The organism is Campylobacter sp. BCW_4319 (assembly GCF_001764435.1).
Lineage (GTDB): Bacteria > Campylobacterota > Campylobacteria > Campylobacterales > Campylobacteraceae > Campylobacter_D > Campylobacter_D jejuni.
The window spans coordinates 1-26,799 of record NZ_MKAQ01000017.1; the positions used below are offsets into that span (position 1 = coordinate 1).

At 29.6% G+C, this 26,799-nt stretch carries 26 protein-coding genes and 3 pseudogenes; 14 read left to right on the top strand and 15 right to left on the bottom strand.

What is annotated here, in order from left to right; all coding sequences use genetic code 11:
• Positions 1-50: 50 nt before the first annotated feature.
• The 7 genes and pseudogenes from AJN56_RS05910 to AJN56_RS05945 all read left to right on the top strand — a co-directional run bounded on the left by AJN56_RS05910 (position 51) and on the right by AJN56_RS05945 (position 7,923).
• Positions 51-2,371 (top strand): annotated as a pseudogene (locus AJN56_RS05910) (hypothetical protein).
• 111 nt (positions 2,372-2,482) lie between these two features.
• Complete coding sequence (locus AJN56_RS08905; protein WP_002853440.1) at positions 2,483-2,611, top strand: hypothetical protein; 129 nt, start codon at positions 2,483-2,485, stop codon at positions 2,609-2,611.
• Positions 2,612-2,707: 96 nt separating this feature from the next.
• Positions 2,708-4,327, top strand: a complete 1,620-nt coding sequence (locus tag AJN56_RS08640; RefSeq protein ID WP_250539083.1) for a filamentous hemagglutinin N-terminal domain-containing protein — start codon at positions 2,708-2,710, stop codon at positions 4,325-4,327.
• Between the two features lie 28 nt (positions 4,328-4,355).
• A pseudogene (locus AJN56_RS05930) lies at positions 4,356-4,496 on the top strand (hypothetical protein).
• Between the two features lie 58 nt (positions 4,497-4,554).
• Positions 4,555-6,286 (top strand): annotated as a pseudogene (locus AJN56_RS05935) (ShlB/FhaC/HecB family hemolysin secretion/activation protein).
• Positions 6,287-6,381: 95 nt separating this feature from the next.
• Complete coding sequence (cmoB, locus tag AJN56_RS05940; protein WP_079263677.1) at positions 6,382-7,272, top strand: tRNA 5-methoxyuridine(34)/uridine 5-oxyacetic acid(34) synthase CmoB; 891 nt, start codon at positions 6,382-6,384, stop codon at positions 7,270-7,272.
• A gap of 72 nt (positions 7,273-7,344) precedes the next feature.
• Positions 7,345-7,923: a hypothetical protein gene (locus AJN56_RS05945; RefSeq protein ID WP_002854139.1), complete on the top strand. Its 579-nt coding sequence runs from the start codon at positions 7,345-7,347 to the stop codon at positions 7,921-7,923.
• Here AJN56_RS05945 and AJN56_RS05950 read toward each other — a convergent pair whose 3' ends face one another.
• Positions 7,924-8,097 (bottom strand): hypothetical protein, encoded by a 174-nt coding sequence (locus AJN56_RS05950; RefSeq protein ID WP_002855981.1) that lies wholly within the window; start codon positions 8,095-8,097, stop codon positions 7,924-7,926. It abuts the gene before it with no gap.
• A gap of 8 nt (positions 8,098-8,105) precedes the next feature.
• Entirely contained in the window at positions 8,106-8,633 is a 528-nt protein-coding gene (locus AJN56_RS05955; protein WP_002855917.1) for a thermonuclease family protein, read from the bottom strand.
• A gap of 67 nt (positions 8,634-8,700) precedes the next feature.
• Here AJN56_RS05955 and AJN56_RS05960 point away from each other — a divergent pair, with 67 nt between their 5' ends.
• Complete coding sequence (locus AJN56_RS05960; RefSeq protein WP_002856444.1) at positions 8,701-9,969, top strand: M20/M25/M40 family metallo-hydrolase; 1,269 nt, start codon at positions 8,701-8,703, stop codon at positions 9,967-9,969.
• On the opposite strand, the gene AJN56_RS05965 is transcribed toward AJN56_RS05960, so the two are convergent.
• Positions 9,952-11,199: an MFS transporter gene (locus tag AJN56_RS05965; RefSeq protein ID WP_002855823.1), complete on the bottom strand. Its 1,248-nt coding sequence runs from the start codon at positions 11,197-11,199 to the stop codon at positions 9,952-9,954. The genes AJN56_RS05960 and AJN56_RS05965 overlap by 18 nt on opposite strands.
• Before the next feature lie 39 nt (positions 11,200-11,238).
• Positions 11,239-12,078, bottom strand: a complete 840-nt coding sequence (locus tag AJN56_RS05970; protein ID WP_002869157.1) for a cysteine ABC transporter substrate-binding protein — start codon at positions 12,076-12,078, stop codon at positions 11,239-11,241.
• Positions 12,079-12,297: 219 nt separating this feature from the next.
• Between AJN56_RS05970 and jlpA the strand changes: the two genes are divergently transcribed.
• Positions 12,298-13,416: a lipoprotein adhesin JlpA gene (jlpA, locus tag AJN56_RS05975; protein ID WP_009882608.1), complete on the top strand. Its 1,119-nt coding sequence runs from the start codon at positions 12,298-12,300 to the stop codon at positions 13,414-13,416.
• 91 nt (positions 13,417-13,507) lie between these two features.
• Positions 13,508-14,248, top strand: coding sequence for a YaaA family protein (locus tag AJN56_RS05980; protein ID WP_002856021.1), 741 nt, complete (start codon positions 13,508-13,510; stop codon positions 14,246-14,248).
• 3 nt (positions 14,249-14,251) lie between these two features.
• On the opposite strand, the gene AJN56_RS05985 is transcribed toward AJN56_RS05980, so the two are convergent.
• From AJN56_RS05985 to AJN56_RS08650, 3 genes are read right to left on the bottom strand one after another with little or no spacing between them, the layout of a single operon-like run.
• A complete protein-coding gene (locus AJN56_RS05985) occupies positions 14,252-15,403 on the bottom strand; it encodes a M20 aminoacylase family protein (protein ID WP_002869228.1) in 1,152 nt (383 codons plus the stop codon).
• Between the two features lies 1 nt (position 15,404).
• Complete coding sequence (locus AJN56_RS08645) at positions 15,405-16,226, bottom strand: MFS transporter (protein WP_002853457.1); 822 nt, start codon at positions 16,224-16,226, stop codon at positions 15,405-15,407.
• Positions 16,214-16,624: an MFS transporter gene (locus AJN56_RS08650; protein WP_011812754.1), complete on the bottom strand. Its 411-nt coding sequence runs from the start codon at positions 16,622-16,624 to the stop codon at positions 16,214-16,216. The genes AJN56_RS08645 and AJN56_RS08650 overlap by 13 nt, the downstream gene beginning before the upstream one ends.
• A 233-nt stretch (positions 16,625-16,857) precedes the next feature.
• Between AJN56_RS08650 and AJN56_RS06010 the strand changes: the two genes are divergently transcribed.
• Positions 16,858-17,064 carry a membrane protein gene (locus AJN56_RS06010; RefSeq protein ID WP_002853356.1) on the top strand — a complete coding sequence of 69 codons (207 nt, stop codon included), beginning with the start codon at positions 16,858-16,860 and terminating at the stop codon, positions 17,062-17,064.
• Between the two features lie 2 nt (positions 17,065-17,066).
• Here AJN56_RS06010 and AJN56_RS06015 read toward each other — a convergent pair whose 3' ends face one another.
• From AJN56_RS06015 to hemB, 6 genes are read right to left on the bottom strand one after another with little or no spacing between them, the layout of a single operon-like run.
• A complete protein-coding gene (locus tag AJN56_RS06015) occupies positions 17,067-17,828 on the bottom strand; it encodes a DUF5416 family protein (RefSeq protein ID WP_011812755.1) in 762 nt (253 codons plus the stop codon).
• Complete coding sequence (locus AJN56_RS06020; protein ID WP_002856666.1) at positions 17,825-19,090, bottom strand: (Fe-S)-binding protein; 1,266 nt, start codon at positions 19,088-19,090, stop codon at positions 17,825-17,827. Before AJN56_RS06020 ends, AJN56_RS06015 begins: the two co-directional genes overlap by 4 nt.
• A gap of 1 nt (position 19,091) precedes the next feature.
• Positions 19,092-20,447, bottom strand: a complete 1,356-nt coding sequence (hemN, locus tag AJN56_RS06025; RefSeq protein WP_002856393.1) for an oxygen-independent coproporphyrinogen III oxidase — start codon at positions 20,445-20,447, stop codon at positions 19,092-19,094.
• A complete protein-coding gene (locus tag AJN56_RS06030; protein ID WP_002856534.1) occupies positions 20,434-20,925 on the bottom strand; it encodes a DUF2603 domain-containing protein in 492 nt (163 codons plus the stop codon). The genes hemN and AJN56_RS06030 overlap by 14 nt, the downstream gene beginning before the upstream one ends.
• A complete protein-coding gene (argF, locus tag AJN56_RS06035; protein WP_002854006.1) occupies positions 20,922-21,842 on the bottom strand; it encodes an ornithine carbamoyltransferase in 921 nt (306 codons plus the stop codon). The genes AJN56_RS06030 and argF overlap by 4 nt, the downstream gene beginning before the upstream one ends.
• The gene (gene hemB, locus AJN56_RS06040) at positions 21,839-22,822 is read right to left on the bottom strand and encodes a porphobilinogen synthase (RefSeq protein WP_002859198.1); all 984 of its coding nucleotides are present in this window, start codon (positions 22,820-22,822) and stop codon (positions 21,839-21,841) included. The genes argF and hemB overlap by 4 nt, the downstream gene beginning before the upstream one ends.
• Positions 22,823-22,879: 57 nt before the next feature.
• Here hemB and ribA point away from each other — a divergent pair, with 57 nt between their 5' ends.
• A complete protein-coding gene (gene ribA / locus AJN56_RS06045) occupies positions 22,880-23,440 on the top strand; it encodes a GTP cyclohydrolase II (protein ID WP_002855920.1) in 561 nt (186 codons plus the stop codon).
• The gene (gene rsmG, locus AJN56_RS06050; protein ID WP_002855974.1) at positions 23,441-24,007 is read left to right on the top strand and encodes a 16S rRNA (guanine(527)-N(7))-methyltransferase RsmG; all 567 of its coding nucleotides are present in this window, start codon (positions 23,441-23,443) and stop codon (positions 24,005-24,007) included.
• Between the two features lie 15 nt (positions 24,008-24,022).
• Here rsmG and AJN56_RS06055 read toward each other — a convergent pair whose 3' ends face one another.
• Both AJN56_RS06055 and AJN56_RS06060 read right to left on the bottom strand, forming a co-directional pair.
• Complete coding sequence (locus AJN56_RS06055; RefSeq protein ID WP_002856132.1) at positions 24,023-24,595, bottom strand: hypothetical protein; 573 nt, start codon at positions 24,593-24,595, stop codon at positions 24,023-24,025.
• Positions 24,596-24,689: 94 nt separating this feature from the next.
• The gene (locus AJN56_RS06060; RefSeq protein WP_002856085.1) at positions 24,690-25,787 is read right to left on the bottom strand and encodes a YeiH family protein; all 1,098 of its coding nucleotides are present in this window, start codon (positions 25,785-25,787) and stop codon (positions 24,690-24,692) included.
• A gap of 112 nt (positions 25,788-25,899) precedes the next feature.
• Here AJN56_RS06060 and AJN56_RS06065 point away from each other — a divergent pair, with 112 nt between their 5' ends.
• Positions 25,900-26,781, top strand: coding sequence for a LysR family transcriptional regulator (locus AJN56_RS06065; RefSeq protein ID WP_002855820.1), 882 nt, complete (start codon positions 25,900-25,902; stop codon positions 26,779-26,781).
• Positions 26,782-26,799: the final 18 nt, after the last annotated feature.

Genomic DNA, 26,799 nt, shown 5'->3' on the forward strand with positions numbered 1-26,799 from the left:
CAAGGACATCTATGCCAGCTATTAAGCTTTTTAACTTCACGGGGGGGGGTATAGAGAAATTTTGTTTTAGACTTTCTATTGTTACCTTCTTAAGCATCAACGCTTTTGCAGCCACTCAAGCAAATACTACAGACAATCGAAATTTCAATATCCCAGAGCATTATTTTAATGATAGCGAACTTTATGATAAAAGCAATTCTACTTATAAAAAACTCCAAGGTATAAATTATTATGCTAAGAGTTCTAAACAAGATATTAACAATATTACTTTAATTTATAACAATCCTAAACCAAATATTATAAATATAAACGATTTAAATTTTAAACATTATTTACTTACTCCTGATATGAGAGAAGATGAAGTTCTTTCTTTTAAAGCAAGGCATGGTGTTAATACAGCCGATCATAGTATAAAAACAGTTAGAGTGCTTCCTTTTTTAATCACAGTAAAAACCGATCATGCTGATGCAAGTTATAATAAACTTATATTAGAACAAGGAGAACTTAGTTCGGTTTTTTATCTTAAACCTAAAGATACTCATATAAAAAACCCTAGTAATTCTAAAAGCAATCAACGCATGAATTTCTTAATGAGTTCTACCTTTACTCATTATGGTAATGCAAGCTATAACCAAACCATACTTCAAAAAGATGCTCATATTAGTATGGGAGTTGAGAACACTTATGATTTAGCCTTAAATGGTGCTCCTTATTTAATTGGAGCTATAGCCACTTATGGAGATTCTACAAATAATAGTTTAAATATAGAAGCAGGTAGCAGTGTAGAGTTTTTTACTTCCTTACCTAAAAAAGATAAAAATGGTAATAATACCTTTGACGAAAGAATCACTCACCTTGTAGGTGGTTTAGCTTATCAAGGCAATGTAAAAAACAATAAAATCTTTATCAAAGATGCTAATATGATTATCCATGGTCCAAGCAAAGCTTATGCTAGTTTAGCTGCTGCTCATATTAGTGCAGGTTATATAGATAGTGGAACAGATAAAAACTTTCAAGCCAGTAAAAACCTTTTAGACATAGATGGTTTTAATCTTGATATATATATGAACCATGATAAACAACCCCTAGCTTATAATTCTGTTTTATTTGCTGATTTTTGGGGTGGAAAAACCGAACAAGGACAAGCCTTAGATAATACTATCAATATTAAAAGATATTAAAAACCTAAAAAAAGATAAAAACAATGAGAACATTTTTACTCAAGCTTTGTTTAACTTCTATGCAGGAGCTTCTAATAATGGAGAAGCAAATTATAATACCTTAAACATAGAATTAAAACATCCTTTAGAAATCGCTAATAACTTCTTAGGTTATAACCAACATTCTTTTTATGGTGGCTTTGCAACTAAAGGAGCTAATCATAATACCATTAACATTAAAAACGATCTTACCACAACCGATCTTTCTCAAAGCTATAAAGATGCTTTAAATATTGTAGCTGCTAGAACCTTAGAAGGCAGTGCGGATTATAATAAAGTTTATATTAATAATTCTATGTCAACCTTACCTGTATACATTTATACAGCTAAGAAAAATATTCTTAATAATCAAGACTTTTATCCTAGTAGTGCTAATAACAATAAAGTATCGATTAAAGATTTTGCTTCTTTTAGAAATCTAACTGTATTAACAGAAGCCAAAGAAGCTTCTTATAATACTATAAATTACAACAATGTTCAAAGCATTACTGATGCAAGTAATATAGATAAAGGTTCTAAAATCATCATAAGAGCTTTGGATAAAGCCAATCATAATACCATAGATATAAAAAACTATTCTTCTAATGCAGCTGATAATGCTTATTTGATTATGGCTTATAATGAAGCTGCTTATAATAAAATCATTATCAATGATACTTTATTGGGTGTAGCTTCAGATAAAAGAGAAGGGATTTTAAGTATTATAGCTGGACTTTCAAACAATGGCCATGATAATACCTTAATCATAAACAATCTTAATCTTGATGAGTATAAAAATAACAATTCTATTTTTATAGCTCCTTCAGCCATTACAGGTTTAAGTGAAGCTAAATCTTATAATAATACCTTATATAGGTGGGAATTTAATATATTTAAAAACACTTTCATAGATATATTAGCAGGAGCCTTAGTACATTATGAAGATAATTATAGTGCTTCTAATGCTATAACTCCTTCAGATATCAGTTTAAGTAAAAACAATAGACTGATTTAAATACTAAAGTTGAAGCTAGAATTATTAATAACTTTGAGCATTATTATCTTATTGTATCCAATAAAATCAACACAACTCCCCTTTTGAAGTCACATACGATGCTCCTATTAATATTTCTAGCGAGAAAGTATTGGCTCTTTATACCCTCAAAGAGTAATACCCCTACCTTAAAAATAAAGAAATCTTAATCTTATAAAGTGAGCAAGGTTTTATAGATGAAAATTCTAATACTTTAAATCAAGAAGAACTTCAAAGCTTTATTGAAAAAATGCAAAAAAACAAAGAAGATTTTAAACTAAGTTCTATAGATAGATTAAAAAAGATGAATTTACAAAAACTTTCTTATGAAGTAAGAATATCCCAAGATGGTAAAAGCATTTACGCAAAGATAAAATAAATCATTCCTATCTTAAAGATAGGAATCTTTTGCTTGTATTTTTATAAATATAAACAAAAGATTCTTAAATCTTAATCTTACAAAAAGGAGCAAGTCATGAAAAAGTTAAATAAACTTTCTTTGTCTTTAGTTGTAGGTTCTTTACTTTTTACACAAAGCTATGCTTTACCAAGTGGGGGTAAGTTCACTCATGGAACAAGTGGAAGTATAAGTTCAAGCAATGGCACTATGAATATCTCAGGAAGTAAAACAAACTCTGTTATCCAATGGGGTGGTGGTTTTAATATAGCAAGTGGTGAAACTGTAAATTTTAAAGGTAGTGGCTATAACTACTTAAATATTGTCTATGGTTCTAAAAGCTCTCATATAGATGGAAAGCTAGAAGGTGGAAGCAATAATATCTTTTTAATCAATCCTAATGGTATAGTAGTGGGTAAAGGTGGAAGTATTAATGCAAATAGAGTGTATTTGTCCACTTCATCAGTTAGCAATGAAGATATGCAAAGATTTGCAAATGGTGTAAGTGACACAGATGCAATATTTGGTTTAGGATTAAGTTTGTCTCCTGTAATTGCAAAATTAAATGGCAATGTTATTAATCTAGGAGTTATAGAAGGTAAAAGCGATGTCACTTTGATAGGAAATGAAGTGGCTCATCATGATGAGAATAAAAATGTAGGTTTATTTATATCTGATAACCCAATTTCATTTAGGGCAAATTTATTATATTTTATATTGAAATCTAATTATTCTATTGCAAGTGGAAGTATGAATTATGGTATTCAAAAAGGTTCTCCAGTCGAACAGTTTGTTGCTAATAACCAAGTTGTTTATGAAACCAATGATAAAATAACTTCAACAGATATCGACGCTAATGTTATGAATTCTATATTTAATGACTTAAAATTTAATTCTAGTGTTAACATTGAAGATTTAAGCAAATTTTATAAAGATGGAAAACTATTAACAGCTGATGATTTAGCAAGCATTAATCAAAGTATGGATTTTATTACTGCTTTATATGGACAAACTCAAGATAGCAATAATGCAACATTTGCAAACGCTTTAAAGGAAGTATTGGGAAATTCTTATGGTAATCTAGGAAAAGCTAATCAAGCCATTATTAAAACAAAGGAAATTCTTTCTCAAATTCCTAAAATAACCGAACAACAAAAAAATATTCAAAAAGCTTACGATCAAGCTGTAGATGCTTACAATGAAGCAGTGAAAAAATACAATGCTGCTTTAAGTGGAGTAACGGGTAGTAATGCTAGTGAAACTATAACTGCTTTAAAAACTGTTTTAGATAAAGCATATAATGATTTAAAAAATGCTGAAGCTAACCTTGAAAGCACTACAGCAAGTAATAATTCTAGCTTAAAAAGTTCTAATGAAACTTTAGCAAGTGTAAGCATAGATGGTTATAAACTCACAGTTAATGGAGAATATCTTGCAGATTATAAAACTGTTAACAAGCCTAATGATAACAATAGTGGTTCCAACAACGGAAACGATGGAACCGATTCAGGTGATATTAACAATGGTAACAACAACGGTTCTAATAATAACCCAAATGATACCATAGGACAACAAGAGCCTGACATTGCTACAGCTTTGCTTATGCAAACTACAGATGAAGATCCAAATATCAATAAAGATGATAAACAAGCAAGTATAGATGAAGCAGCACTCAAGAAAGTGGTAATGCTTGTATAGTATCGGATAATTTTAAAGCAGGAAATCCTTGCTCAAGATGATTAAAATCCAAAAGGTTAAAAGCCTTTTGGATCTTGTTAAAAATTAATAAAACAAACAAAATTTAAAGATTAAAAATCAAACAAACACTAAGGAAAATTTAAATGAAACGCATTATCTTACTATCTAGTTTAGCTATCTTAAGCCTTTATGCTAGTGATACTAAAGATAATAAAAAAACCATACAAATGTTAGAACAATCTCCTTATAAAGAAGATGCTAACTTAAAAAACTACAATAACACTTTAAAAGTAAAAGATGGAGTGATTATCATAGATCATTCTAATACTAGTGATGATAATAATTCAAAAACCACTAACACAAAGAAAAACATTCAAAAAGATAATAACAACACTCAAAAAAATCAACCTAACTTGTCTAATGATAATACTTTAAAAACTAAAACCCCAAATTCAAACACTCCTTCTTTAAAAAATACTTCTAAAGAAGAATCAATTCATAAAGTTAGCTTTAGCTTTCATATTACCAATAAAAACATAAACTTTAAAGATCTAGGTTTAGATGAGCAAGTTTTACAAGAAGCCTTAAACGATTACAAAAAAGAAAGTATTTCAGTTCAAGACTTACAAGATATAGCCAATATCATTTCTTATTATGTTCAAGTTAGTGGTTATCCTGCTGCTACAGCTTATATCCCACAACAAGAACTAAAAGATCAAATTCAAATCAATATCACCTTAGGTGTTTTAGGTAAATATGTGGTTCAAAACAATTCTAGTGTAAGAGATTATGCTATAGAAAGTAAATTACCTAATCACAAAGGTGAAATCATCACTACTAAATTAGTAGAAGATGCAGTTTATAAAGTCAATGAAATGTATGGCATACAAACCCTTGCTTCTTTAAAAGCAGGAGATAATCCAGGTGAAACAGATGTAGTGATAGAAACTACCCCTAGTGATAGCTTTGTTTCTGTATTGTTTTATGGAGATAATTACGGTATAAAAGAATCAGGTAGATATAGGGGTGGTGCTAGTATGAGTTTTAATAACATAGCTCATCAAGGAGATAGTCTTAATGCTTATTTGCAAAGAAGCGATGAAGCACAAACTAACTATGGTATAAGCTATACTACTTTTCTTAGGGAATTTAAAAATCACTCCAAGTTATTCTAAAGGAAACTATGCTTTAGGGGGAATTTGGAGAGAATTTGACTTTATAGGAACTTCTGAAAATCTAGGTATAGATTTAAAATATCCTTTGTGGATTACGACTTATAATTCTTTTTATTTAACTTCAAGCTATTATCATAAAAAACTTAGTGATTCTAAATTTGATATTTTAACCTTTGATAAAAGCTCTGATACGATAAGCTTTGGTATAGAAGGAGTTTATAATGGCATTAGCAATGATAGTTTTTCTTATAGTGCTAATGTAAGCTATGGTAATGTTAAAGATGAAGGTATGACTATAGTAGGTATAGGAACAAGCAAAGTAGGTGGAGTAGAATTTGGAAAATTTGCTAAACTCAATGTCAATCTTAACAATGCTTATTTCTTTAATGATACCTTTACTCATCTTTTTAGTTTAAATTATCAACAAGTTATCAATGGAGCTACATTAGATAGTAGTGAAACTATATCTTTAGGAGGTCCTTATGGAGTAAGGGCTTATAATAATGGAGATGGAGAAGGAGATAATGCTGTAGTGGCTAGCTTTGGACTTAGAATGGCTACTCCTTTAAAAGATTTTTATATCACTCCTTTTTATGATATAGGTTATTCTTGGTATGAGAATGATTCTTATACAAACTATATGGATGCTTATGGTTTACAACTGCTTTATAATAAAACAGGGAATTTTTATGTTAAGCTTGATTTAGCTAGAGCTTTAAAGAAGTATAAACTAGATGATGATTATAGTTCTAAAGCTTATGTGAGCTTTGGGAAGTATTTTTGAGTTTTTAAAAATTTATTTTTGATCAAATACTTAATGCATATGAGATTTATATTGCCATAAAAGCTTTTAATGTTATAATTTAGCATTAAAAGCAAATGTCAAGGATAAAAATGCAAGAAAATTTACTCGAAAAACAATTTCTAAATCACCCTTTATATGCTAAAATTCAAGAACTTAAAGCTCTCAATCTTGCTTGTAATTTTTCTTTAGATGATAGCGTGAATTTATCTACAAATTCTCAAGCCAAAGATGAAATCTTAGCTATAGCAAAAGAACTTAAACCATGGAGAAAAGGTCCTTTTAAAATAGACGATCTTTTCATCGATACGGAATGGCAAAGTTTTATTAAATTCAACATTCTAAAGCCTTTCATGAACGAAATTTCTCAAAAATGCGTTGCTGATATAGGCTGTAATAATGGTTATTATATGTTTAAAATGCTTGAATTTAATCCTGCAAAACTCATAGGTTTTGATCCTTCTATCAAATACCGTTTGCAATTTGAACTCATCAATGCTTTAGCTAAAACTCCTATAAAATACGAACTTTTAGGCGTAGAAGATCTTCCAAACTATGGCTTGAAATTTGATGTGATTTTCTGTCTTGGGGTGATTTATCATAGAAGTGATCCTATAAAAATGCTAAAAGATTTAAAAGCAGGACTTAATAAAAATGGAGTTGTTTTTTTAGATACCATGTATATAGAAGATGAAAGAGAAATTGCTCTTGTACCTAATAAAACTTATTCTAAAATTCCAAATATTTATTTTGTACCAAGCATTAATGCATTAAAAAACTGGTGCGAAAGAGCAGGATTTAAAGAATTTGAAGTTTTGGCTACAAAAAAAACCGATGAAAACGAACAAAGAAAAACAGAATGGATAGACTCTTTTTCGCTGGAAAATTTCTTAGATCCAAAGGATAAAAATCTTACCATTGAAGGCTATGAAGCACCTAAAAGAGTTTATATACGCATTAAGATATAAATTCTTTTTCTTTTTTGCCGATATTGAAATTTAGATATTTTGAAGTAGATAAGTAGAATTTAAAGGTTAGATATGGCAAAAAAAGATAATTTTGAAGAATATGCACAACTTGAAGAATACGCATCTGCAGAAGATATATCTCGTGTTAGAGCAGAATTACTCACTTGTCCTGAATTAAACACCTCGCTTGCTGGAACCATTATAGAAATTGATAAAAACTATGCCAAATCAATTTTAATAACCACAAGCGAAATGGTAGCAGATGATCAAGGATTGATTTTTGATGCCTTTATTTTCGCTGCGGCAAACTATGTAGCACAAGCCTCTATCAATAAAGAATTTTCAGTGATTATTGGATCAAAATGTTTTTTTTATGCTCCGCTTAAATTAGGCGATGTTTTAGAACTTGAAGCTCATGCACTTTTTGACGAAACCTCCAAAAAAAGAGATGTAAAAGTGGTTGGGCATGTTAAAGAAATTAAAATGTTTGAAGGAACGATACAAGTTGTTAGCACCGATGAGCATATATTTAAACTCAAGCGTCCGCCACTTAATACTGTTAAACCTACCGAAAATCAAGAACAAGGTACCAAAATCAACAATCCAGAAGCCGTAGCAGCTGCATTAATGGCCTCTGTGGGTGGAAAATAATCAAGGAGTCATTTTAATATCCACCCAATTTTTTGGGCAATCCTTATGATAAGTTCCGCTTCCATCATAATACTCTTTACAATCATCATAAAAACGATTTGAAATCCCTCTTTCATTTACAAAACATCCAGAAATTCCTAAAGCTAATAGTATCATTAAAGTATATTTTTTCATGTTTTTCCTTAGAATTTATTGTGTTTTCTCCATTTATAAGGCTCTATAGGATTACTCTCTTTCCAAAGACCTAAATGATTTTTCTTAGCATTTTCTTGTTCTTTGATATAAGCGTTACTATAGTAAGTATCAGCCCAAGCATAGCCTTTGCTTACTAAAAATCGATTAATATCAACGTCATTAAGCTTTACAATAGCAACAATTCTACCATAAGTATCTTTATTTTTATAAATAATTTCAACTTGTTTGCCGCTTAAAATTCTACTTAAAGCTTCTTTTGATTGCTTTCCAAAACTTTGTTTAAGTTCTGGTGCATCTATACCAAAAAATCTTATTCTAGCGAGTTTGTTTTCATGATTAACTTCTATAGTATCTCCATCAATAATTCTAACTACTTTTCCTTCAAAACTAGAATTTTGGGCAATATAGTTCTGGATAAAAACAACTACAAGAGTGAAGATTAATACAGAAAAAAGTTTTTTTGGATCACTTAGTAATTTTCTCAGATTAAATATTTTTTTATAATTTATTCTCATTTTTTAATCATTTTGCCTTTAAATTTTAAAAAATATGCCATAATTTTATCAAAACAAAGGAGATAAAATGCAAAATGTTATAGAAAATTTTAAACAATTATGCAAAATTCCTCATTGCAGTTATGAAACAGAACAAATGAAAGAATTTTTAAGCTCTTATGCTAAAGATAAAGGCTTTAAAGTGAGTGTAGATAAAGCAGGAAATATTCATGCCATAAAAGGCAAACCAAAAATTTGTCTACAAAGCCATTATGATATGGTCTGCATGGGTGATGCACCAAACTTAGAAGTTTATGAAGAAAATGGCTTTTTAAGAGCCAAAAATTCAAGTCTTGGCGCAGATAATGGTATAGGTATAGCCATCATGATGAGCGCTATGGCTGAATTTGAAAATTTAGAGTGTCTTTTTACAAACGATGAAGAAGTAGGACTCATGGGAGTGAATTCACTCGAGCACACTTTAGAATCTAAAATGCTTTTAAATTTAGATCATGAAAGCGATGATGAGATCATGATAGGCTGTGCAGGTGGAGTAGATATAGAAGCAAGTTTGTCTTTTAATACCCTTAGAAAAAAAGGTAAAATTTATGAGCTTTGTGCACAAAATTTTAAAGGTGGACACTCAGGCATAAATATCATACGCAACGAAAAAAGTTCCATCAAAGAAATGGCTAAATTCATACAAGAAAATGAAGGAGAAATCATTTCTTTTGAAGGTGGAGAAAGAATCAATTCTATACCTAAACACGCCAAAGCTTTAGTGCATTTTAAAAATGAAGTAAAAAGCAACAACTGGATAAAATGCGAATTTAAAGAAGAAGGCGAATTTGAAATTTGCGATCAAAGCAAAAAACTTTTAAGTCTTATAAATTCTTTCACTCATGGAGTTAGAGCTTATGATGAAAATCTAGGCATGGTTCAAACAAGTATTAACCTAGCTACTTTAAGAATGGAAAACCAACAAATCAAATTTGCACTTTTTGCAAGATCTAATATACTTGATGGGCTTAAGCAAGTAGAATTTGAAACTTTAGAATTTTTCAAAGCTTTTGATTTTAAAGTAAGAAGTTTTAATTTCTATCCGCCTTGGGAAGGCAAACCAAACACACTTAGCGACATGGTTTTTAAAGCACTTAAAAAAGTATCGCCTAATGCCAAAGTTTCAGCTATCCATGCAGGACTTGAGTGTGGTATTATAGAGAAAAAACAAGAGCTTTTATGTGCTTCTATAGGCCCAAATATCCATAATCCTCATTCAACTGATGAGCATTGTGAAATCGCTTCAGTTGAAAAAATATCTAAGGTTGTTTTTGAAGTTTTAAAAGACAATGCTTAATTCTTTAATCTTGCTTCTTGCAAAAACGCGTTTTAACAAAAACACACAAAGCAAGGAGCAAAATCCCACTATAGCAAGATAAATACCTAAATACTCTTTATAAAAAGCATTAACTATAAAAGGGGTTAAAAAGCCTAAAATCGCATAAGAAATATTATAAGCAAAACTAAGCCCACTAAATTTAAGTTCGCTTTTAAAAATTTGCGTCATAAAAACAGGCGCGAAAGTAATAATACCTTGTGCAAAACAAGCCAGTAAAAAATAAAATAAAAAATTCTCATCATAAAAACTAAAAAACATACCAAAGATAATAAAAGCTATACTAAAAATAGAGCAAATTTTATAGCTTCCCCATTTGCTTGCTAAAAAACCTTGAAATAAAGCTCCAAAAATCACCGCTAAAATAGCAAAATTTTGCACCCATAAAGCAGAAGTTTTACTCATAGCTAAAAGACTTTCAAAATACTTAGGCAAAATCATCAAAGTTGCCACACCGCTTGTTAAAACCATGGTCATTAAAAAACAAACAAGCATACTCATTTTATGAGTTTTTAAAGCTTCAAACAATGGAAAATTTAAAATTTTCTTTTCATTTTGAACTTTTATAAATTCTGGAGTTTCGCTGAGTTTATTTCTTAAAAACAAAGCTAAAATTCCAAAAAATCCTCCTATGATAAAAGGAATTCTCCAAGCATAGCTTTGAACTTCTTCTGGGGTAAAATAAGATCTTATGCCTAAAGTGGCAATATTTCCTAGCAATAAACCTATGGTTAAAGTCGCTGAAATAAAACCAAGAGCTAAAGGAATTTGACGCCCTTTGACAAATTCGCTCACATAAATCCAAGCTCCGCTCACCTCAGTTCCAACGGCTAAACCTTGCAAAATACGAATAGTAAATAAAATCAAAGTAGCAAATATACCTATACTTTCATAACTTGGTAAAAAAGCTAAAGCAAAACTAGGCAAAACCATCAAAAGCATAGAAATATAAAAAATATTCTTTCTTCCATATCTATCAGCAAAATGTGCCATCACAATAGAACCAAAAGGACGCGCTAAATAAGCAGCACCAAAGGCTATATAAGCATTTATCTGCATCCAAAAAGCATCATTTTGCGGAAAGAATACCTTAGCAAAAATATCCAAAAAAAAGGCAAAAAGCACAAAATCATAAAATTCTAAAATTCCACCCAAAGAAGCATAAATAATATTTTTGTATTTTTTTTGCATATTTTATCCTAAATCAACTAAAGGGCAAAAAGCCCTTTATTAAATTTTTCCACCTTCAATCACTACATCATCAGCCTTAACATCATCTCCAAAATGAGCTTTTAAAGTTTCATCATAAGCCTTGTGAAAAAACTGCTCTTGGCCTAGTTTGATGATCAAATTATCGATAAATTCTTTAAGTTCTTTATCGCCTTTTTTAACCGCTGGTGCGATAACATCTTTGTTACCTAACTCTTTGATACCCATTTTAAAATCAGGATGATCTTTCACCCAAGCAAAAAGTAAGGTATTATCATGACTTAAAGCATCGCCTCTTTTATCCATCAAAGCGGCAAAGGTTTCGGTATTTTGATCATATTTTAAAGTTTTAATATTAGGATAATCTTGCGTAAAATAAGCATCTGCTGTTGTGCCTTTGTTTAAAAGCAAGGTTTTATCTTTTAAATCTTCTACGCTAGTTATATTACTATCCTTTGGTACAGCTACGCCTAAAGCTACCTTCATATAAGGCAAGCAAAAATCAACCTGCTCGGCTCTTTCTGGAGTTTGAGTAAAATTAGCCAAAATAATATCTACTTTATTTGATTTTAAAAACTCAACCCTATTTGCAGCTTCAACAAGAACAAATTGCACCTTATTTTCATCGCCAAAAAGTTCTTTTGCTATGCGTTTAGCTAAAGCTATATCATAGCCTTGATTGTTTCCTTTTTCATCCACATAACCAAAAGGTGGTTTATCGCCAAATACCCCAATCCTAACAACTCCATTTTGCTTGATCTTATCAAGAGAATTTAAAGTTTTAGAGTCAGAATTTCCTCCACAAGCAGCCAATACTACTGCAACAAAGGTCGTTAAAACACTTAGAAGTATTTTTTTCATACATTTCCTTTCTTTAAAAATAAGCTTAAAGCTATTGCAAAAATATATAATAATTGCAAAGTTAATTATACTTAAAATTATAAATAATGCATTTGAAACAAACTAAAAAGATTTTCCTATGTGTAAAAATGTAATTAATCTCACACTCTCTTTTAGCATTGTTTAAATTTTAAGTAAAAAAAGATATAATCTTTTTTTTAAATTTTTAAGGAGAAAACTATGAAAAAAGGTATTTTTCTCTCTATTGGAATAGCTGTTTTGTTTTCAGCTTGCGGAAATTCCATAGATGAAAAAACAGTTAAAAAATATGAAAATCAACTAAATCAAACAGTTAAACAAGAAATTGCAAGCCTTTCTCAGGATTCTGGAATAAAGATTGAATTCTCAGATTTTAAATGCAATGCAGATGGTGATTTTATAGCGTGTTTAAGTCCAAATTTCAAAACTCTTGCAAAAGATAATAACGATGAGTATCAAGAACTATTTCAAGCAAAAAATATCAAAATTCGCTCAAATGAAATTTACAAAGGCGAAACAAATACATCAATTAGCATTAAAGAATATTACAACGATCTTTTTAAAAACCAAAAAAGCATACAATCAAATTTGGTTTTTGAAGATTTTAAACTTGGAGAAAAAGTTGTTAGTGACATCAATGCAAGCTTATTTCAACAAGATCCAAAAATCAGCTCTTTTATCAATAAATTAAGCTCGGATTCTTATACTTTATCATTTGATAACTCCATAAACAAACAAGAAAACAATTATCTAGATAATCTTGATATAAAATTTTATAACGCAAAATTAAATTTCAATACAAATCTAAATATAAATCTAAAAGAAGATTTACTTAATTACCTTGATTCTAAGGGTATAAAATTTAACACTCAAACTTTAGCTATGGATGAACAAGCTATCAATGAACTTCTTAATATGGTAAACTACGAACAAGCTTCAGATTTTAGCAATACAATCCAAAAATACATCATCTTAAATAATTTTAAAATTGATTCAACTCTTAAAACCGAAGGCGTATTTAGTAGCTATATAGCAACTGCTAAGGAAAATTTACAAACCTTAAAAGCTCAAAGTCAAAATGAAGAACAAGCATTAATCTTTGATAAAGCTTTAGCTATTTTAAACAATATCACTCAAAATGATGATTATAAACTCAATCTTGATTTAAAATTTAAAAACATCCCTGTTAGTGACTATAGCACACAGGGAATCGACAGCATAGAAAAACTAAGCATCAACAATCAAGACGCCACAGAAGCGTTAAAAATTATACTTCCATTTATCATGTTTTCTATGTTAATGGGCGGAGCGTCATTTTAAATTTTAAAATGATAAAAACTTCAAAAACATTAAAAGCAAGATTAAATTCTTTGCTCTTAATGTTTTCATAATATTAACAAAAAAGGCTAAAATGAAAATTTTATTCTCCCCTAGTGAAAGCAAAAATGAAAATTGCGTAAAAAATCCTATCAATGAAAACTCATTTATATTTAAAGAATTATTTCCTTATAGAATAAAAGCTTTAAAGCATTATGAAGAATTTATCAAAAACGCAAGTTTACAGAATTTACAAGAACTTTTTGGCATTAAAAATGAAAATGAAATTGATAAATTTAAACACGACTTAAAACAAGCTCCCACTCAAGAAGCTATATTGCTTTACACTGGGGTAAGTTATGAATATCTTAATTTTAAAGCCTTAGATAAAAAAAGCCAAGCTTATATTTTAGAAAATACTCTTATATTTTCTAATCTTTTTGGCGTTGTAAGAGCTAATGATACCCTACCCTTTTATAAATTCAAGCAAGGGGCTAAAATAGGAAATTTTGCCATAGAGAAATTTTATAAAGAACATTTTAGTAAAGCCTTAGATGCATACTTAGAAAATGAGGAAATACTTGACCTTAGAGCAGGATTTTATGATAAATTCTACACCCCAAAAAAGAAATTTTATACTTATAAATTTGTAAAAAATGGTAAAGTCATCAGTCATTTTGCTAAAGCTTATAGGGGAATTTTACTCTCCATAAGTGCAAAAAACCAAGTAAAAAACAATAAAGAGCTTTTAGCAAACCTTCCTTCAAACCTAAAACTCAAAGAAATTCAAATCAAAGGTTTAAAGGAAGAAATTGTGCTTGAAATTCTAGATTAGTTTTTATTTTAAGTATTTTAAAACTAGCTTCGCATAATAACTTGCAGCCCTAGCTAAAAGCTTATCATTAAAAACATAACTAGAATTATGTAAATAAATGTCGTTTTCATTTTCTAAAAAAGCATAGGCACATTTTTTCATTTCGCAAAAAAATCCAAAATCCTCACTTGCCATTAAAGGACGATGATTAAATTCACAATTTTTTTCGCCAAATAATTCTTTTGCAACCTCACTAGCAAAATCCACAGCTTCATCGTTATTCATAGTCACTGGTGCAACAACATTTTTATTGATTTTAATCTCTATATCATTAGCCTGTGCAATACCTTTACAAATTTTATAAATTTTTTCTTCAGTTAGCTTTCTAGTTTCATTATCTAATGCTCTAACACTCATTTTAATCGTTGCAATATCTGGAATGATATTAAAAGCATGTCCTGCATTAAAAGCTCCTATGCTTACAACTGCTGAATTTTGAGGATCAACATTGCGAGATACTATACTTTGCAAAGCCACCACAAGCAAAGAAGCAGCATAAATAGGATCTTTTGCTTTTTCTGGAGCACTTCCATGACCACCTCTTCCAATAACTTCAATGCTATAACTATCCGAAGAAGCCATCATCGCACCTTTTTTAAGATAAAATTTCTTATCACTACCAAAAGGCATATTATGCCATCCAAAAACATAATCACTATCAAATTTTTCAAACAATCCATCTTCTATCATCGCCTTAGCGCCACCCAAACCCTCTTCAGCAGGTTGAAAATAAAGATTTAGAGTACCATTAAAATTCTGACTTGCTAAATACTTTGCAGCAAGCAATAAAGAAGTAGCATGTCCATCATGACCGCAAGCATGCATTACATTTTCTTTTTTGCTTTTATAAGGCAAATTTGTGCATTCTTGCAAAGGCAAAGCATCCATATCTGCACGAAGTCCTATTTTTTTATTGCTATTTCCCTTTTTTAAAACCCCCACAACGCCTGTTTTTCCTATTTCTTCATAAACCTCATAACCAAATTCTTTTAATTTTTGTGCCACTAATTTTGCAGTATATAATTCATCAAAACCAAGCTCAGGATTTTCATGAATTTGATGACGAATTTTTTCAAATTCGCCTTGTAAGTCTAGTATTTCTGGAATTAAATTCATTCTATTTTTCTCCTTGTATAAAATTTTCTCTTCTAGGCAAAACAAATTGTGCTAAGATCGCTGAAATAAAAATCAAAGCAAAAATATAAACAAAACCCAAAGTAAAACTATGGGTTTTATCAACACTCCAAGATACTACCCATAGGTTAAATGATAGTATAACAAAGGTAATACTCCAAAAAGCACTCATAATATAAGCAGTTTGATTTGGATTGGAATTTTTTAGTTCTGAAGGTAGATTAAAGAAAAATGGAAACCACATAGAATAAAAAATGCCTGATAACACAGCAAAAATCTGTATCAATACTAAATTTTGTAAAAACAACATGCAAAATCCGCATATAAAAATACACGCTCCTCCAGACAATAGCATTATTTTAAAAGAAATATTTTTTCTTTTAAAAAATAATCCAAGATAAGGACCAAAAATAATAGCAAAATTAGCCAAGGCTGGAATTTCTTTTTTAGCAAAATCAGCTAATTCTTTACTAAAACCTGCATATTGCGCATAAAAAGTTGGTAAAAAAGTAAAAAGAGAATTTAAAAATAAAATAGGCCCTATGTAAAAAATAATCATACCCCAAGTAACACGAGATTTTAGAGCATAAATAAGATCTTTTGCATTATTCTTTTTTTCTTCTTTTTTATTCTCATCTTTACCTACAAAAAGCCACAAAATCAATAAAATCAAATTAATCCAAGCATAAAATGATAAAGAATCTCTCCAATTTCCAAAATAATTTGAGATACTTTCAGCTAAAATAAGTCCTAGAGTAATGCCTACTAAATTTGAAGTTATATTAAAACTAATTACAAAATGCAAAGCTTTTTTTCAAACCATTGCTGTGCAATAGGCACTAAGCAAACTAAAGCACAAGCTGAACCAAGCCCTGTTAAAAATCTTATAACCAAAATACCACTATAACTATCTACAAAACTTAAAAAGATACCCGAACTCATTAAAATACAGCCTAAAAAATATCCCTTTTTTAATCCGAATTTATAAACCAAAAAAGCAGTAAATGAAGCACCAAAAATTTTCGCAACTACTATCATGCTAGTGATTAAAGTAGCTTGCTGAGTATTTAGGGCAAGATCATTTGAAATCAAAGGCATTAAAGACCCTGTCGCTGCCCAAGAGATACTAAAAACAGCATAAACACTAAAAATTATAAATTCAACTCCAATGCGTCTAAAATGAAATAAAAGTGATTTTTCCATATTAAAATCCTTTTTAGATATTTATTAAAATATAACATAAAAAAATAAGATATTTATTATCTTTAATTATTTTTTTAATTTAATTATTTTTTTATATATTTTTTTGTTACTTTTTGAAAATTTATATATAAGTTTAAAGATAAAAAAACTAAAATACAAAATAAAAAACCCGTAAAAGTTTTTTGAAGTATTTAAATGATATATTTCAAAATCTAGTTTTAAAAAGGAAAAATATGGAATTTTTAGCATTTATTTTTTTGATTATTATATTTTTATTTGTAGTCTTTATCATCGTTACTCGCTATGAAAAAAAGATAAAATTACTCAACCAAAACATACAAAATATGAAAGAAGATATAGCCGATCTTAAAGAAACAACTCAAAAAAATCGCTCTTTAATTGAAAAAAATCGCTCTAATATAGAAAATATAATAAAATAAAACTAAGAAAGATTTGCGATAAGCTTATAGTGTTTTTTCTGATTTATCATTAAAGTAAAAATTTTTTCACTTGAATTTTCGCTTTTATTTTTATAAATCATACTTTTTAAAAACGGAAAAAGCATCGTACTAGAAGTTTTACCTTGTAAAATAATATGCATAGAGCCTTTTAAAATTCCGTACTTATAGCTCATACCGCTTGGAAATATATCAAGATTAAAAATTAAACTATCTTCATTACTATCATAATTTAAAATTTCAATTTTAACAAAGCTAATTTCTTGATCTTCTTGAGATAAATTTTTAAAAATTTCAAGTTTTTCATGTTTTTTGATAGTAACAACTTCTTGCTTACTTTCTTTAAAATCAGAAAGAAAATTTTCATTTTTAAAAATTCTTGAAAAAAATTTTAAATTTTTAAATTGCATACTTGTTTGTTTTGTGTTTTCATGCATTATTTTTTCGGATTTTAAGATGTTGTGTTCTATATCATCTTCTTGGTTTTGATTATCTTTGTTTGATTTCATGTCAAAATCTTCAACGATAATCATATCTTCAGTATCACAAATATTAAAATGTTTTACAATTTCTTCAAAAGTAAAACTGTCATCACTAAATTCCAAAAGATCTACATTTGAAGTGATAAAATCAACGCCATCTCGTTCTTCAATCTTATCTTTAATCACAAAAGCATCAACACAAAAGCACGATCTTTGAATTTCGTATTCAGAACTTTTGCCTTTAAATACTATCTTCATCATCACAAAGCTTTTACTATAAGTTCTAAAGGACTAACAAAAACAACCTTGCTTGAATTTTGTTCTAATGCATTTGAAATTTGCATTCTGCAAGCTGAACACTCGGCGCTTACCACACTAGCCTTACTTTCATCGATCATTTGTGCTTTTTTAAGCCCTACACTTAAAGCTCTATCATAATAATCCGTTTGCATACTCACCCCGCCAAAACCGCAACAAGTATTAGAATTACTCATTTCTACAAAATGATAATTTGTTTTTAAAAGTTCTCTTGGCTCTTTAAAAACTCCTTGCATTTTTCTTGCATGGCAAGGATCGTGATAAGTAATACTATAATTAAATTTATTTTTTGTTTTTAAAATTTCTTCCAAAGAAGTAAATTTATAAAAATACTCGCTAGCCATATATATCTTAGATGACACACATTTTGCGCGTTTTGCCCAGTCTAAATCATTTTGCATTATAAAAAAATGTTCATAATCTATCTTTAACATAGCCGAACAAGTGGCCTCAGGAACTATAATAGCATCTAATTTTTCTAATTTTTTTTCAAAATACTCAATATTTTTTTTAGCCAAAACTTCAACACTTTTAAAATCACCCGTAAAAAATTGCGGCGCTCCACAACACACTTGTTCTTTCATCAAATCCACATTGATTTTTAATTCCTTAGCGATTTTAAGCACTGCATTAGCCGTATCTATGTAAAAATAATTCGCCAAACAACCTACAAAAAAACCTATTGTTTTTTCTCCATCATTATTGATAAATTTTGGATTAGAATTTAAGAAACTTTTTTTATTAAAACTTGTAAGCAATCTTCCCTTTTTAACAAAAGGCATGGAAAATCTTGCCTTCATACCTGTATTTTCATTCTCATTTTGAATTTTAAACGCACAACTTTGAAACACATAGCCAAGCTTAGCTACCAAATCTAAAATTTTGCGTCTTCTTAAAAAGAAAAAAATAAGTTTTTTATACCAAGCTATACCAAATTTTTTAGCTATATCATAACGAACTTCTTCTATGGCATTATCTACTCTTAATTTACTTGGACATACTTCAACACAATTGGTGCATAAAAAACAAGATTCAAAAACTTTCTTAGCTTCTTTATCAAGCTCTAGACTTCCCTCTTTATAAGCGGCTAAAAGATCTAAAAATCCTCTTGGACTAGTAATTTCATCGCGATTTTCTTCATGTATAGTACAAACAGGTATACATTTGCCACATTTAACACAAGCATCACTTATTTGACTAAATTTCATCTTACACCGTTTTTGAGAATACTTTTTTATCTTCACTAATGTTTTTCATATAAGCATCAAAACACATAGCAATATTTCTTATAAGTAAAACACCTGTTTCATTGACTTTGATAAAATTTTCATCAAAATTAATAAAATCTTTGTATTCTTCTAAAGCTTTTAAATCCTCTTTAAAATACTCCTGAAAATCAATGCAAAATTCTTTTTCTATTGACTTAATATCAAGCTTAAAATTTGCCATTAACTCCATAATCACTGCTTTTCTAAGCTCATCATCATCGCTTAAAGCTACGCCTCTTTCAAAAGGTAAAACTCCTCTATCTAATGCAGCTTCATAACTTGACATATCTTTAAAATTTTGCGCATAATGTCTTTGTCCTTCGCCTATACTTGTAAGCCCAACACCGACTAAATCAGCACCGCCTTTGGTGGTATAACCTTGGAAATTTCTATGCAAAGTTCCATTTTCTAAAGCTTTAAAAAGCTCATCATTTTCTTTTGCAAAATGATCCATTCCTATCATTTTATAACCATTTTTGCTTAAAAATTTCTCACAAAATTCTAAAATTTCAAGCTTAACATCAGGACTTGGCAAGGTATTTTCATCAAATTTTCTCATATTTTTCTTAAGCCAAGGCACATGAGCGTAATTAAAAATCGCCAAACGATCAGGGTTTAAAAGCATAACTTTTTCTAAAGTTTGTGTAAAGCTTTGTAAATTTTGATAAGGCAAACCATAAATTAAATCCATATTTACAGACTTTATGCCTTTACTTCTTACAAGATTTAAAGCATTTTGTGTTAATTCAAAAGGCTGGATGCGATGAATTTCTTTTTGAACTTTTTCATCAAAATCCTGTACTCCAAAGCTGATACGATTAAAGCCATTTTGCGTTAAAACTGTGGCTTGCTCCCCATTTAAAAAACGCGGATCGATCTCACAGCTAATCTCTGCATCTTTAGAAAAATTTCCAAAAACAGATCTGATTTTTAAAATCAAATTTTGAAGTTGTTTAGCACTAAAAAAAGTTGGAGTTCCGCCCCCAAAGTGCATTTGCACCACTTCTCTTTTAGTATCTAAAATAGTACTTAAAATATCAAGCTCTTTAAAAATATAAGTTAAATACCTTTCTTTACTCTCTTCTTTGGCTGTATAAATAACATTACAACCACAAAAATAACAGGCACTCCTACAAAATGGTAAATGAAAATAAAGCGATAAAGATCTATCTTGCTTTTTTAAAATTTCTATATATTCTTCGTATTTGAAATTTGCATTAAACTCTACTGCTGTAGGATAAGAAGTGTAGCGTGGTCCTGCTTTAGAGTATTTTACAAAAGCTTTATAATCTCTCATTTTGGTTTACCCTTTCTATCATCGCTTGCATATCTACAAATAAATTTGGATGCTCTTGTTTGATTTTAGAAATTAATTTTTCAAGATCAATACTAACTTCCATGGTGCCATTTTGCGCCTTTTGCTTGATCTCATCCATAGCAACCGTCCAAACATCGTTAAAATCTACAGGAATTTGTTGATAAATCGCCTTTTCTAAACGCAATTCAAAATTCTCTTTTTGACTTTGTTTTAAACTTTCAAGTATATTCTTAAGACTTTGCAAAGAAAGCAAAGTGTGAATTTCATCGTTTTCATCGATCACAAACCAAGGCTCAGGAGAATCAAAACTTCCATTTTCAAGAACTAAACATTTTTCGTTTTCATTCTCGCTTTGCTTCATTTTAAAAATCGTTCTATCTTTTTTCTTTATTCCTAGATTTTGACTAAATTCATCAATGCGTTTTAAGCAAGTGTTATACTTTTCTAGCTCTTTCATTCTCTTCCTCTCTGATTATCCAAAAAGCAAAGCAAGGCTTTTACCACATAAAGGCGATTTCTTGCTTCTTCAAAAATCACATCTGCATGTTTTTCAAAAATTTCTTCACTCACTTCATAACCCCTATAAGCAGGCAAACAATGAAGCAATATCGCGTCTTTATTGGCAACGCTCATAGCCTTTTCATCAATCATAAATCCTTCAAATTCTTTAATCTTGCGTTCTTTTTCATTCTCTTCACCCATAGAAACCCAAGTATCGGTAATGACTACATCTTTATCCTTTAAGGCTTCAAATTTATCATGACTTAAGGAAATTTTAGCTCCTGAAATCAAAGCCTGTTTCATAGCAAATTCCCAAATTTCAGGGCTAATTTTATAGTTTTTTGGTATAGCTATACTAAATTCAAAACCCAAAATCGCAGCCGCAATAAGCCAAGAATTGCACATATTGTTACTATCTCCGATAAAAGCAACTTTTGCTATACCATTTTGCATCTTATTCCATTCTTTGATAGTAAGCAAATCTCCTAAAACCTGAGTAGGGTGATAAAGCTCGCTTAAAGCATTGATCACAGGGGCTTTAGAATATCTTGCAAATTCGAGTAAAGTTTCATGTTTATTGACTCTCATCATCACAAAATCAACCATCGCCCCTATCACCCTAGCTGTATCCTTTACAGGCTCGCCACGACTAAGTTGTAAATCATTGCTACTTAAAAATAAAGCCTTTCCGCCAAGCTCTGTTATGGCTAATTCAAAGGCCATTCTTGTTCTTGTAGAGTTTTTCTCAAAAATCATTGCTAAAGTTTTATCTTGTAAAAGTTTTTTAGGCTCTTTTTTAAGCTCGCTAGCATGATTTACAAGGCTTAAAATTTCCTCCTTAGAAAAATCTCTTAAAGTTAAAAAATGTTTCATTTTTCTCCTTTTAACATTTTAGCTAATTCTTTAGCATGATAAGTGATGATAAGCTTTGCCCCTGCTCTTTTAAAAGCTATCATAGTTTCATACAAAACTTTTTCATAATCAATCACTCCTGCATTTTTAGCTGCCTTTAACATAGCATACTCTCCGCTTACATTATAAACACACAAAGGCAAGTTAGAATGAAGGGATATTTCTTTAACCACATCAAGATAAGCAAGAGCGGGTTTTACCATCAAAATATCAGCTCCTTGTGCTTCGTCTTCTAAGCTTTCTTCTAAAGCTTCTTTACCATTAGCAAAATCCATTTGATAGCTTTTTCTATCTCCATAACTTGGAGCTGATTCTGCTACATCTCGAAATGGCCCATAATAACTTGAAGCAAATTTAGTAGAATACGCCATTATAGGCAAATTTTCAAAACCTTCTTTATCTAAAGCTTTGCGCAAAGTAGTGATAATACCATCCATCATTCCACTAGGTGCTATCATATCTACCCCTGCTCTTGCGTGAACTAAGGCTTGTTTGGCTGAAATTTCTAAAGTGACATCATTATCCACACTTTTTGTTTTTGGATCGATAATCCCACAATGCCCGTGATCTGTGTATTCACAAAAACAAAGATCGCTGATTATAAAAAGATCTGGAAAATTTTTCTTAATCTCTCTTATACTTCTTGCAACAAGCCCTTCATCATCTAAAGCATCGCTTCCACAGCTGTCTTTTTTCTCATTTTCCAAAACGCCAAAAAGTATAATGGCTTTAATGCCTAAATTAACTACATTTTGACACTCTTTTAAAATTTCATCTAAACTCATTTGAAACACATCAGGCATAGAAGAAATTTCTTTTTTTATCCCCGTTCCATTAACCACAAAAAGCGGATAAATCAAATCATTTACACTTAAAGAATTTTCTCTTACCATGGCTCTTAAGTTTTCATTAAGCCTTAATCTTCTAAATCTTTTAAACATTTTTTTGTCCTTTTTTTGCTAAAATCTTAACATAAATTTGATTATAGAGAGTAGTAAATGAAAATAAAAATTTCAGAAATTGCGAATTTACCTAGCAAATGGGGAAATTTCCAAATACAAAGTTTCAAAGAAAATGATAAAGAACATTTATGTATATTTAAAAATACTCCAAAAGACACACTCAATCTAAGAATTCATTCAGAGTGCTTAACAGGAGATGCTTTAGGAAGTTTAAAGTGTGATTGTGGGGAACAGCTTGAATTTTCACTAAAATATATAGAAAAGAATGGCGGAATGGTGATTTATCTTAGGCAAGAAGGAAGGGGTATAGGGCTTTTTAACAAGGTTAATGCTTATGCTTTACAAGATAAAGGTTTTGATACGATTAAAGCAAATCATCAGCTTGGCTTTAAAGCCGATGAGAGAACTTATGAAATTGTAGAATTTATACTCAAACACTATGAAATTTCTAAGGTTAATTTACTCACAAATAACCCTGAAAAGCTAGATTCTATCAAAGAAAAAATCATCACACGCATACCGATTTTAATAGAACCTAATCGTTTTAATGTAGAGTATTTAAACATAAAACAAACTCAAATGGGACATCTTAAATAAATGATTTTTAAAGATTATGATTTTTTGCAAAACTACGATTTAAAAAACTTTGAAGAAAAGGTAAAAATTTATAAAGAATTATTATCTAAATTTAACCGCATTCACAATCTTACTCATTTAAAAAATATAGATGAAAATATCTTTGATAGTATTAAAATTTTAGATTTTTATGATTTTTCTAAAGCAAAAAATATTGCCGATATAGGAAGTGGCGCAGGATTTCCAGCTGTATTTTTAGCTTTTTTACTGCAAAGCAATTTTCATCTTTTCGAACCCAATCCCAAAAAAGCTGCCTTTTTGCGGACATTAAAAATAGAATGTGAACTTCCAAATTTACATATTTACAAAGAAAAAGTTCAAGAATACAAGAATACCTTTAAAGCTGATATCATCACTTCAAGAGCCTTAATGGATGTCAAGCCTTTGCTTGAAATTTGCAAAAATCTAAAAGATGAAAATACGGTTTTTATTTTATGGAAAGGTAGTGAAATTTATCAAGAACTTGAAAATATAAAAGATTATGAAATTTTTGAAAATAATTTAAGAAGATATTGTATTTTAAAGTAGCCCTAAGGCTACTTTTTATTCTGCTAAATTAGCATTAAAACTGATATCCACTAAAGGCCAAGAAATTCCACCATGTCCTGCAGCAACATCGCTTAATGCTTTTAATGCTTTAGAACCATTTTTAAAAGTATGCAAATCAAGTTGTCCTTTAGCTTCAAATTTATTATCTTTGATGGTATAAGTTAAAGGTACAATAGTACTTTTTTTATCCATAGTAATTTTTGCTGAAATAACGCCTTTATTTTCACCCGCAATCACATCTTGAAAAACAACTTTAATATCCGTATCTCCCAATAAAGCAGGGAAAAATACTTTTGTGATATTATTGGTTATAATATCATTGCCTTCACCCATAAAAGCATTGCTTGGCTTTATGGTAGCTTTAGCGCCTTTAAGATAACTTGCCAAATCCTTTATATTTTTAGAAAATTTATATTCTACATTTTTAAATTCACCTTTTGTTCCTATCATATCTTTAGTTTTATATCCTTCAAAAGAAACCTTTAAACTATCTTCTTTAAAAGATACAGCACTTAAAGCCGAAGCTAACAAGCAAGAACTTAAAACACTTACAAGAATTTTTTTCATCTTTATTCCTTTTTAATAAATTTAATTAATGAATTAAATTATATTCTTAGTTGATTAATAAAATAAAATTTTCTAAAATAAAAAATAATTTTTATTACCAAAGTATACCTTTAAAAGCTAAGGTTAAAAAATATCCTCCAAAAATCAAAACAAGCCCTAAAACAAAAGCCAAGCCAAATACCCTAGAGCCACTTTTTAAAAATTTTTTAAAGTCAATTTGCAAGCCTAAAGCTGCCATAGCAAAAACGATACATAAAGTACAAAGTGTTTTACCTAAAGAGATAATATCACTCGTAGCAATACCTAAAATACTTTCTTTGCTTGCTAAATAAGTATTTAAAACTATCATGCCTAAAAATGCAAAAGCAAAATAAGGTATAGTGATACTTTTTGCAGTTTTTCCACTGCTTGAATGCTGATTTTTAGCGAAAAAATAAGTCACTATAAGCAAAAAAGGCACAAGTAAAATCACTCTCATCATTTTTATAATCACTGCAACATTAGAAGCACCTTGCTCAAATCCTGCCATATCCTTTGCCATTTCAGCAGCACCTGCGACATTTGCCACCTCATGCAAAGTAGCTCCCATAAAAACACCCATAGCATTTTGATCAAAAAAAGGAAAAAGATTTAAAGAAAAAGCTATGGGATATAAGAACATAAACACAAGTCCAAAAATCACCACCGTACCTACAGCTAAAATTCCCTTAAAAGGATCACTTTTCAAACTTGACTCTAGTGCTAAAACCGCTGCCGCACCGCAAATCGCACTTCCGGCTCCAACAAGCATAGAAGTTTCTTTATCGAGTTTAAAAATTTTCATTCCCACAAATAAAGCAATAATAAAAACAAAAAATATCACTATAGCAGAAAGCAAAAACCCTTTCAACCCTACACTTAAAAGCTCAGTTAAAGTGATATTAAAACCATATAAAACAATGCCAAGTCTTAAAAGTTTTTTCGCACTAAAATGCACTCCGGCTTGAAAATGATGTTGGTATTTAAAAAACCAAGGAGAAAGCAACACTCCTACGATGATAGCAAAAGCAGTCGCTGCTAAATGAGTGGTATCTTTGATACTTTGAACACTAGAAAGATACATAGCAAAAATCACTATACAAGCAGTAAAAAGCAAACCCTTAAAATTTGATCGCACTATAGCCACGCTATGTGCTAAAAAACTTGTTTTCATTTATTTTCCTTTTTGTAAATTTTGTGTTATTATATTTTTTTTATTAAAATTATAAAAATATATTATTCTAATTTTTATAATAAATTTTTTTTATTAAATAAAGGAATCACTCATGAAAATCAAAGATATGGAAATATTTTTAGATCTTTTAAACACTCAAAGTCCAACTCATACAGCCAACAATTTTTCCATAACCCAACCTAATGTTTCAATAGTAATTAAAAATTTAGAAAATAAATTTGATGGCATTTTATTTGAAAGACTTGGAAAAAAACTCTTACCTACACCAAAAGCTTTAGAACTAGGAAAAAATTGGTTAAAAATTATACAAGCCTACTACCAAAGCTTAGAAAAATTAAACGACGAAAGTATGCTCTTAGGGGAAATAAAAATAGCCTCAACTCAAAGCATTTCTGAACATTTTTTAGCTCCTATTTTATTTGATTTTAAGGCAGAATTTAAAAACATAGAAATTCGCTCTCAAACGCAGAATTCAAAAGAATGTTTAAATTTACTAAAAAACGGAAATATAGAATTTGCAATCATTGAAGCAGAACTTGATCCAGCTTTAGTGGAGTATGAAAATTTAGAAATAAATTTTTGGCAAGATGATGAACTTATAGTAGCTACAAGTGATAAAAAACTCAATGAAAAAGAATTTTATATCGATGAACTTTTGGAACAAAAGTGGATTTTAAGAGAAGTAGGCTCAGGCTTAAGGGATAAATTTTTAAACGAAATTGGTGCAAGCTCAAAAAAACTTAATATTTTTCTTGAACTTGATAGAATGGCTGCGATTAAAGAACTTGTTTTACAAAAAAAAGCAATCTCTATTTTTTCCAAAAAAAGCATAGAAAAAGAATTAAAAAATTCAACACTTTATGAAATTAAATTAAAAAATATCGACCTAAAGCGTAAATTTTATACCTTAAAAAGAAAAAATTATAATTTTAACAGAGCTTTAGAAAAATTTGAAAAAATATTCAAATCATAAACATAATAACCGATTTAT

Coding starts and splice junctions, on each gene's coding strand:
- AJN56_RS08640 (WP_250539083.1), top strand. CDS start 2,708: ATGAAAAAGTTAAATAAACTTTCTTTGTCTTTAGTTGTAGGTTCTTTA.
- jlpA (WP_009882608.1), top strand. CDS start 12,298: ATGAAAAAAGGTATTTTTCTCTCTATTGGAATAGCTGTTTTGTTTTCA.
- AJN56_RS05970 (WP_002869157.1), bottom strand. CDS start 12,078: ATGAAAAAAATACTTCTAAGTGTTTTAACGACCTTTGTTGCAGTAGTA.
- AJN56_RS05965 (WP_002855823.1), bottom strand. CDS start 11,199: ATGCAAAAAAAATACAAAAATATTATTTATGCTTCTTTGGGTGGAATT.
- AJN56_RS08905 (WP_002853440.1), top strand. CDS start 2,483: ATGCAAAAAAACAAAGAAGATTTTAAACTAAGTTCTATAGATAGATTA.
- ribA (WP_002855920.1), top strand. CDS start 22,880: ATGAAAATAAAAATTTCAGAAATTGCGAATTTACCTAGCAAATGGGGA.
- AJN56_RS06010 (WP_002853356.1), top strand. CDS start 16,858: ATGGAATTTTTAGCATTTATTTTTTTGATTATTATATTTTTATTTGTA.
- AJN56_RS06020 (WP_002856666.1), bottom strand. CDS start 19,090: ATGAAATTTAGTCAAATAAGTGATGCTTGTGTTAAATGTGGCAAATGT.
- AJN56_RS05945 (WP_002854139.1), top strand. CDS start 7,345: ATGGCAAAAAAAGATAATTTTGAAGAATATGCACAACTTGAAGAATAC.
- AJN56_RS06060 (WP_002856085.1), bottom strand. CDS start 25,787: ATGAAAACAAGTTTTTTAGCACATAGCGTGGCTATAGTGCGATCAAAT.
- AJN56_RS05985 (WP_002869228.1), bottom strand. CDS start 15,403: ATGAATTTAATTCCAGAAATACTAGACTTACAAGGCGAATTTGAAAAA.
- AJN56_RS06065 (WP_002855820.1), top strand. CDS start 25,900: ATGAAAATCAAAGATATGGAAATATTTTTAGATCTTTTAAACACTCAA.
- argF (WP_002854006.1), bottom strand. CDS start 21,842: ATGAAACATTTTTTAACTTTAAGAGATTTTTCTAAGGAGGAAATTTTA.
- rsmG (WP_002855974.1), top strand. CDS start 23,441: ATGATTTTTAAAGATTATGATTTTTTGCAAAACTACGATTTAAAAAAC.
- AJN56_RS05950 (WP_002855981.1), bottom strand. CDS start 8,097: ATGAAAAAATATACTTTAATGATACTATTAGCTTTAGGAATTTCTGGA.
- AJN56_RS06055 (WP_002856132.1), bottom strand. CDS start 24,595: ATGAAAAAAATTCTTGTAAGTGTTTTAAGTTCTTGCTTGTTAGCTTCG.
- AJN56_RS06030 (WP_002856534.1), bottom strand. CDS start 20,925: ATGAAAGAGCTAGAAAAGTATAACACTTGCTTAAAACGCATTGATGAA.
- hemB (WP_002859198.1), bottom strand. CDS start 22,822: ATGTTTAAAAGATTTAGAAGATTAAGGCTTAATGAAAACTTAAGAGCC.
- AJN56_RS05955 (WP_002855917.1), bottom strand. CDS start 8,633: ATGAGAATAAATTATAAAAAAATATTTAATCTGAGAAAATTACTAAGT.
- AJN56_RS05980 (WP_002856021.1), top strand. CDS start 13,508: ATGAAAATTTTATTCTCCCCTAGTGAAAGCAAAAATGAAAATTGCGTA.
- hemN (WP_002856393.1), bottom strand. CDS start 20,447: ATGAGAGATTATAAAGCTTTTGTAAAATACTCTAAAGCAGGACCACGC.
- AJN56_RS05960 (WP_002856444.1), top strand. CDS start 8,701: ATGCAAAATGTTATAGAAAATTTTAAACAATTATGCAAAATTCCTCAT.
- cmoB (WP_079263677.1), top strand. CDS start 6,382: ATGTCAAGGATAAAAATGCAAGAAAATTTACTCGAAAAACAATTTCTA.
- AJN56_RS08650 (WP_011812754.1), bottom strand. CDS start 16,624: ATGGAAAAATCACTTTTATTTCATTTTAGACGCATTGGAGTTGAATTT.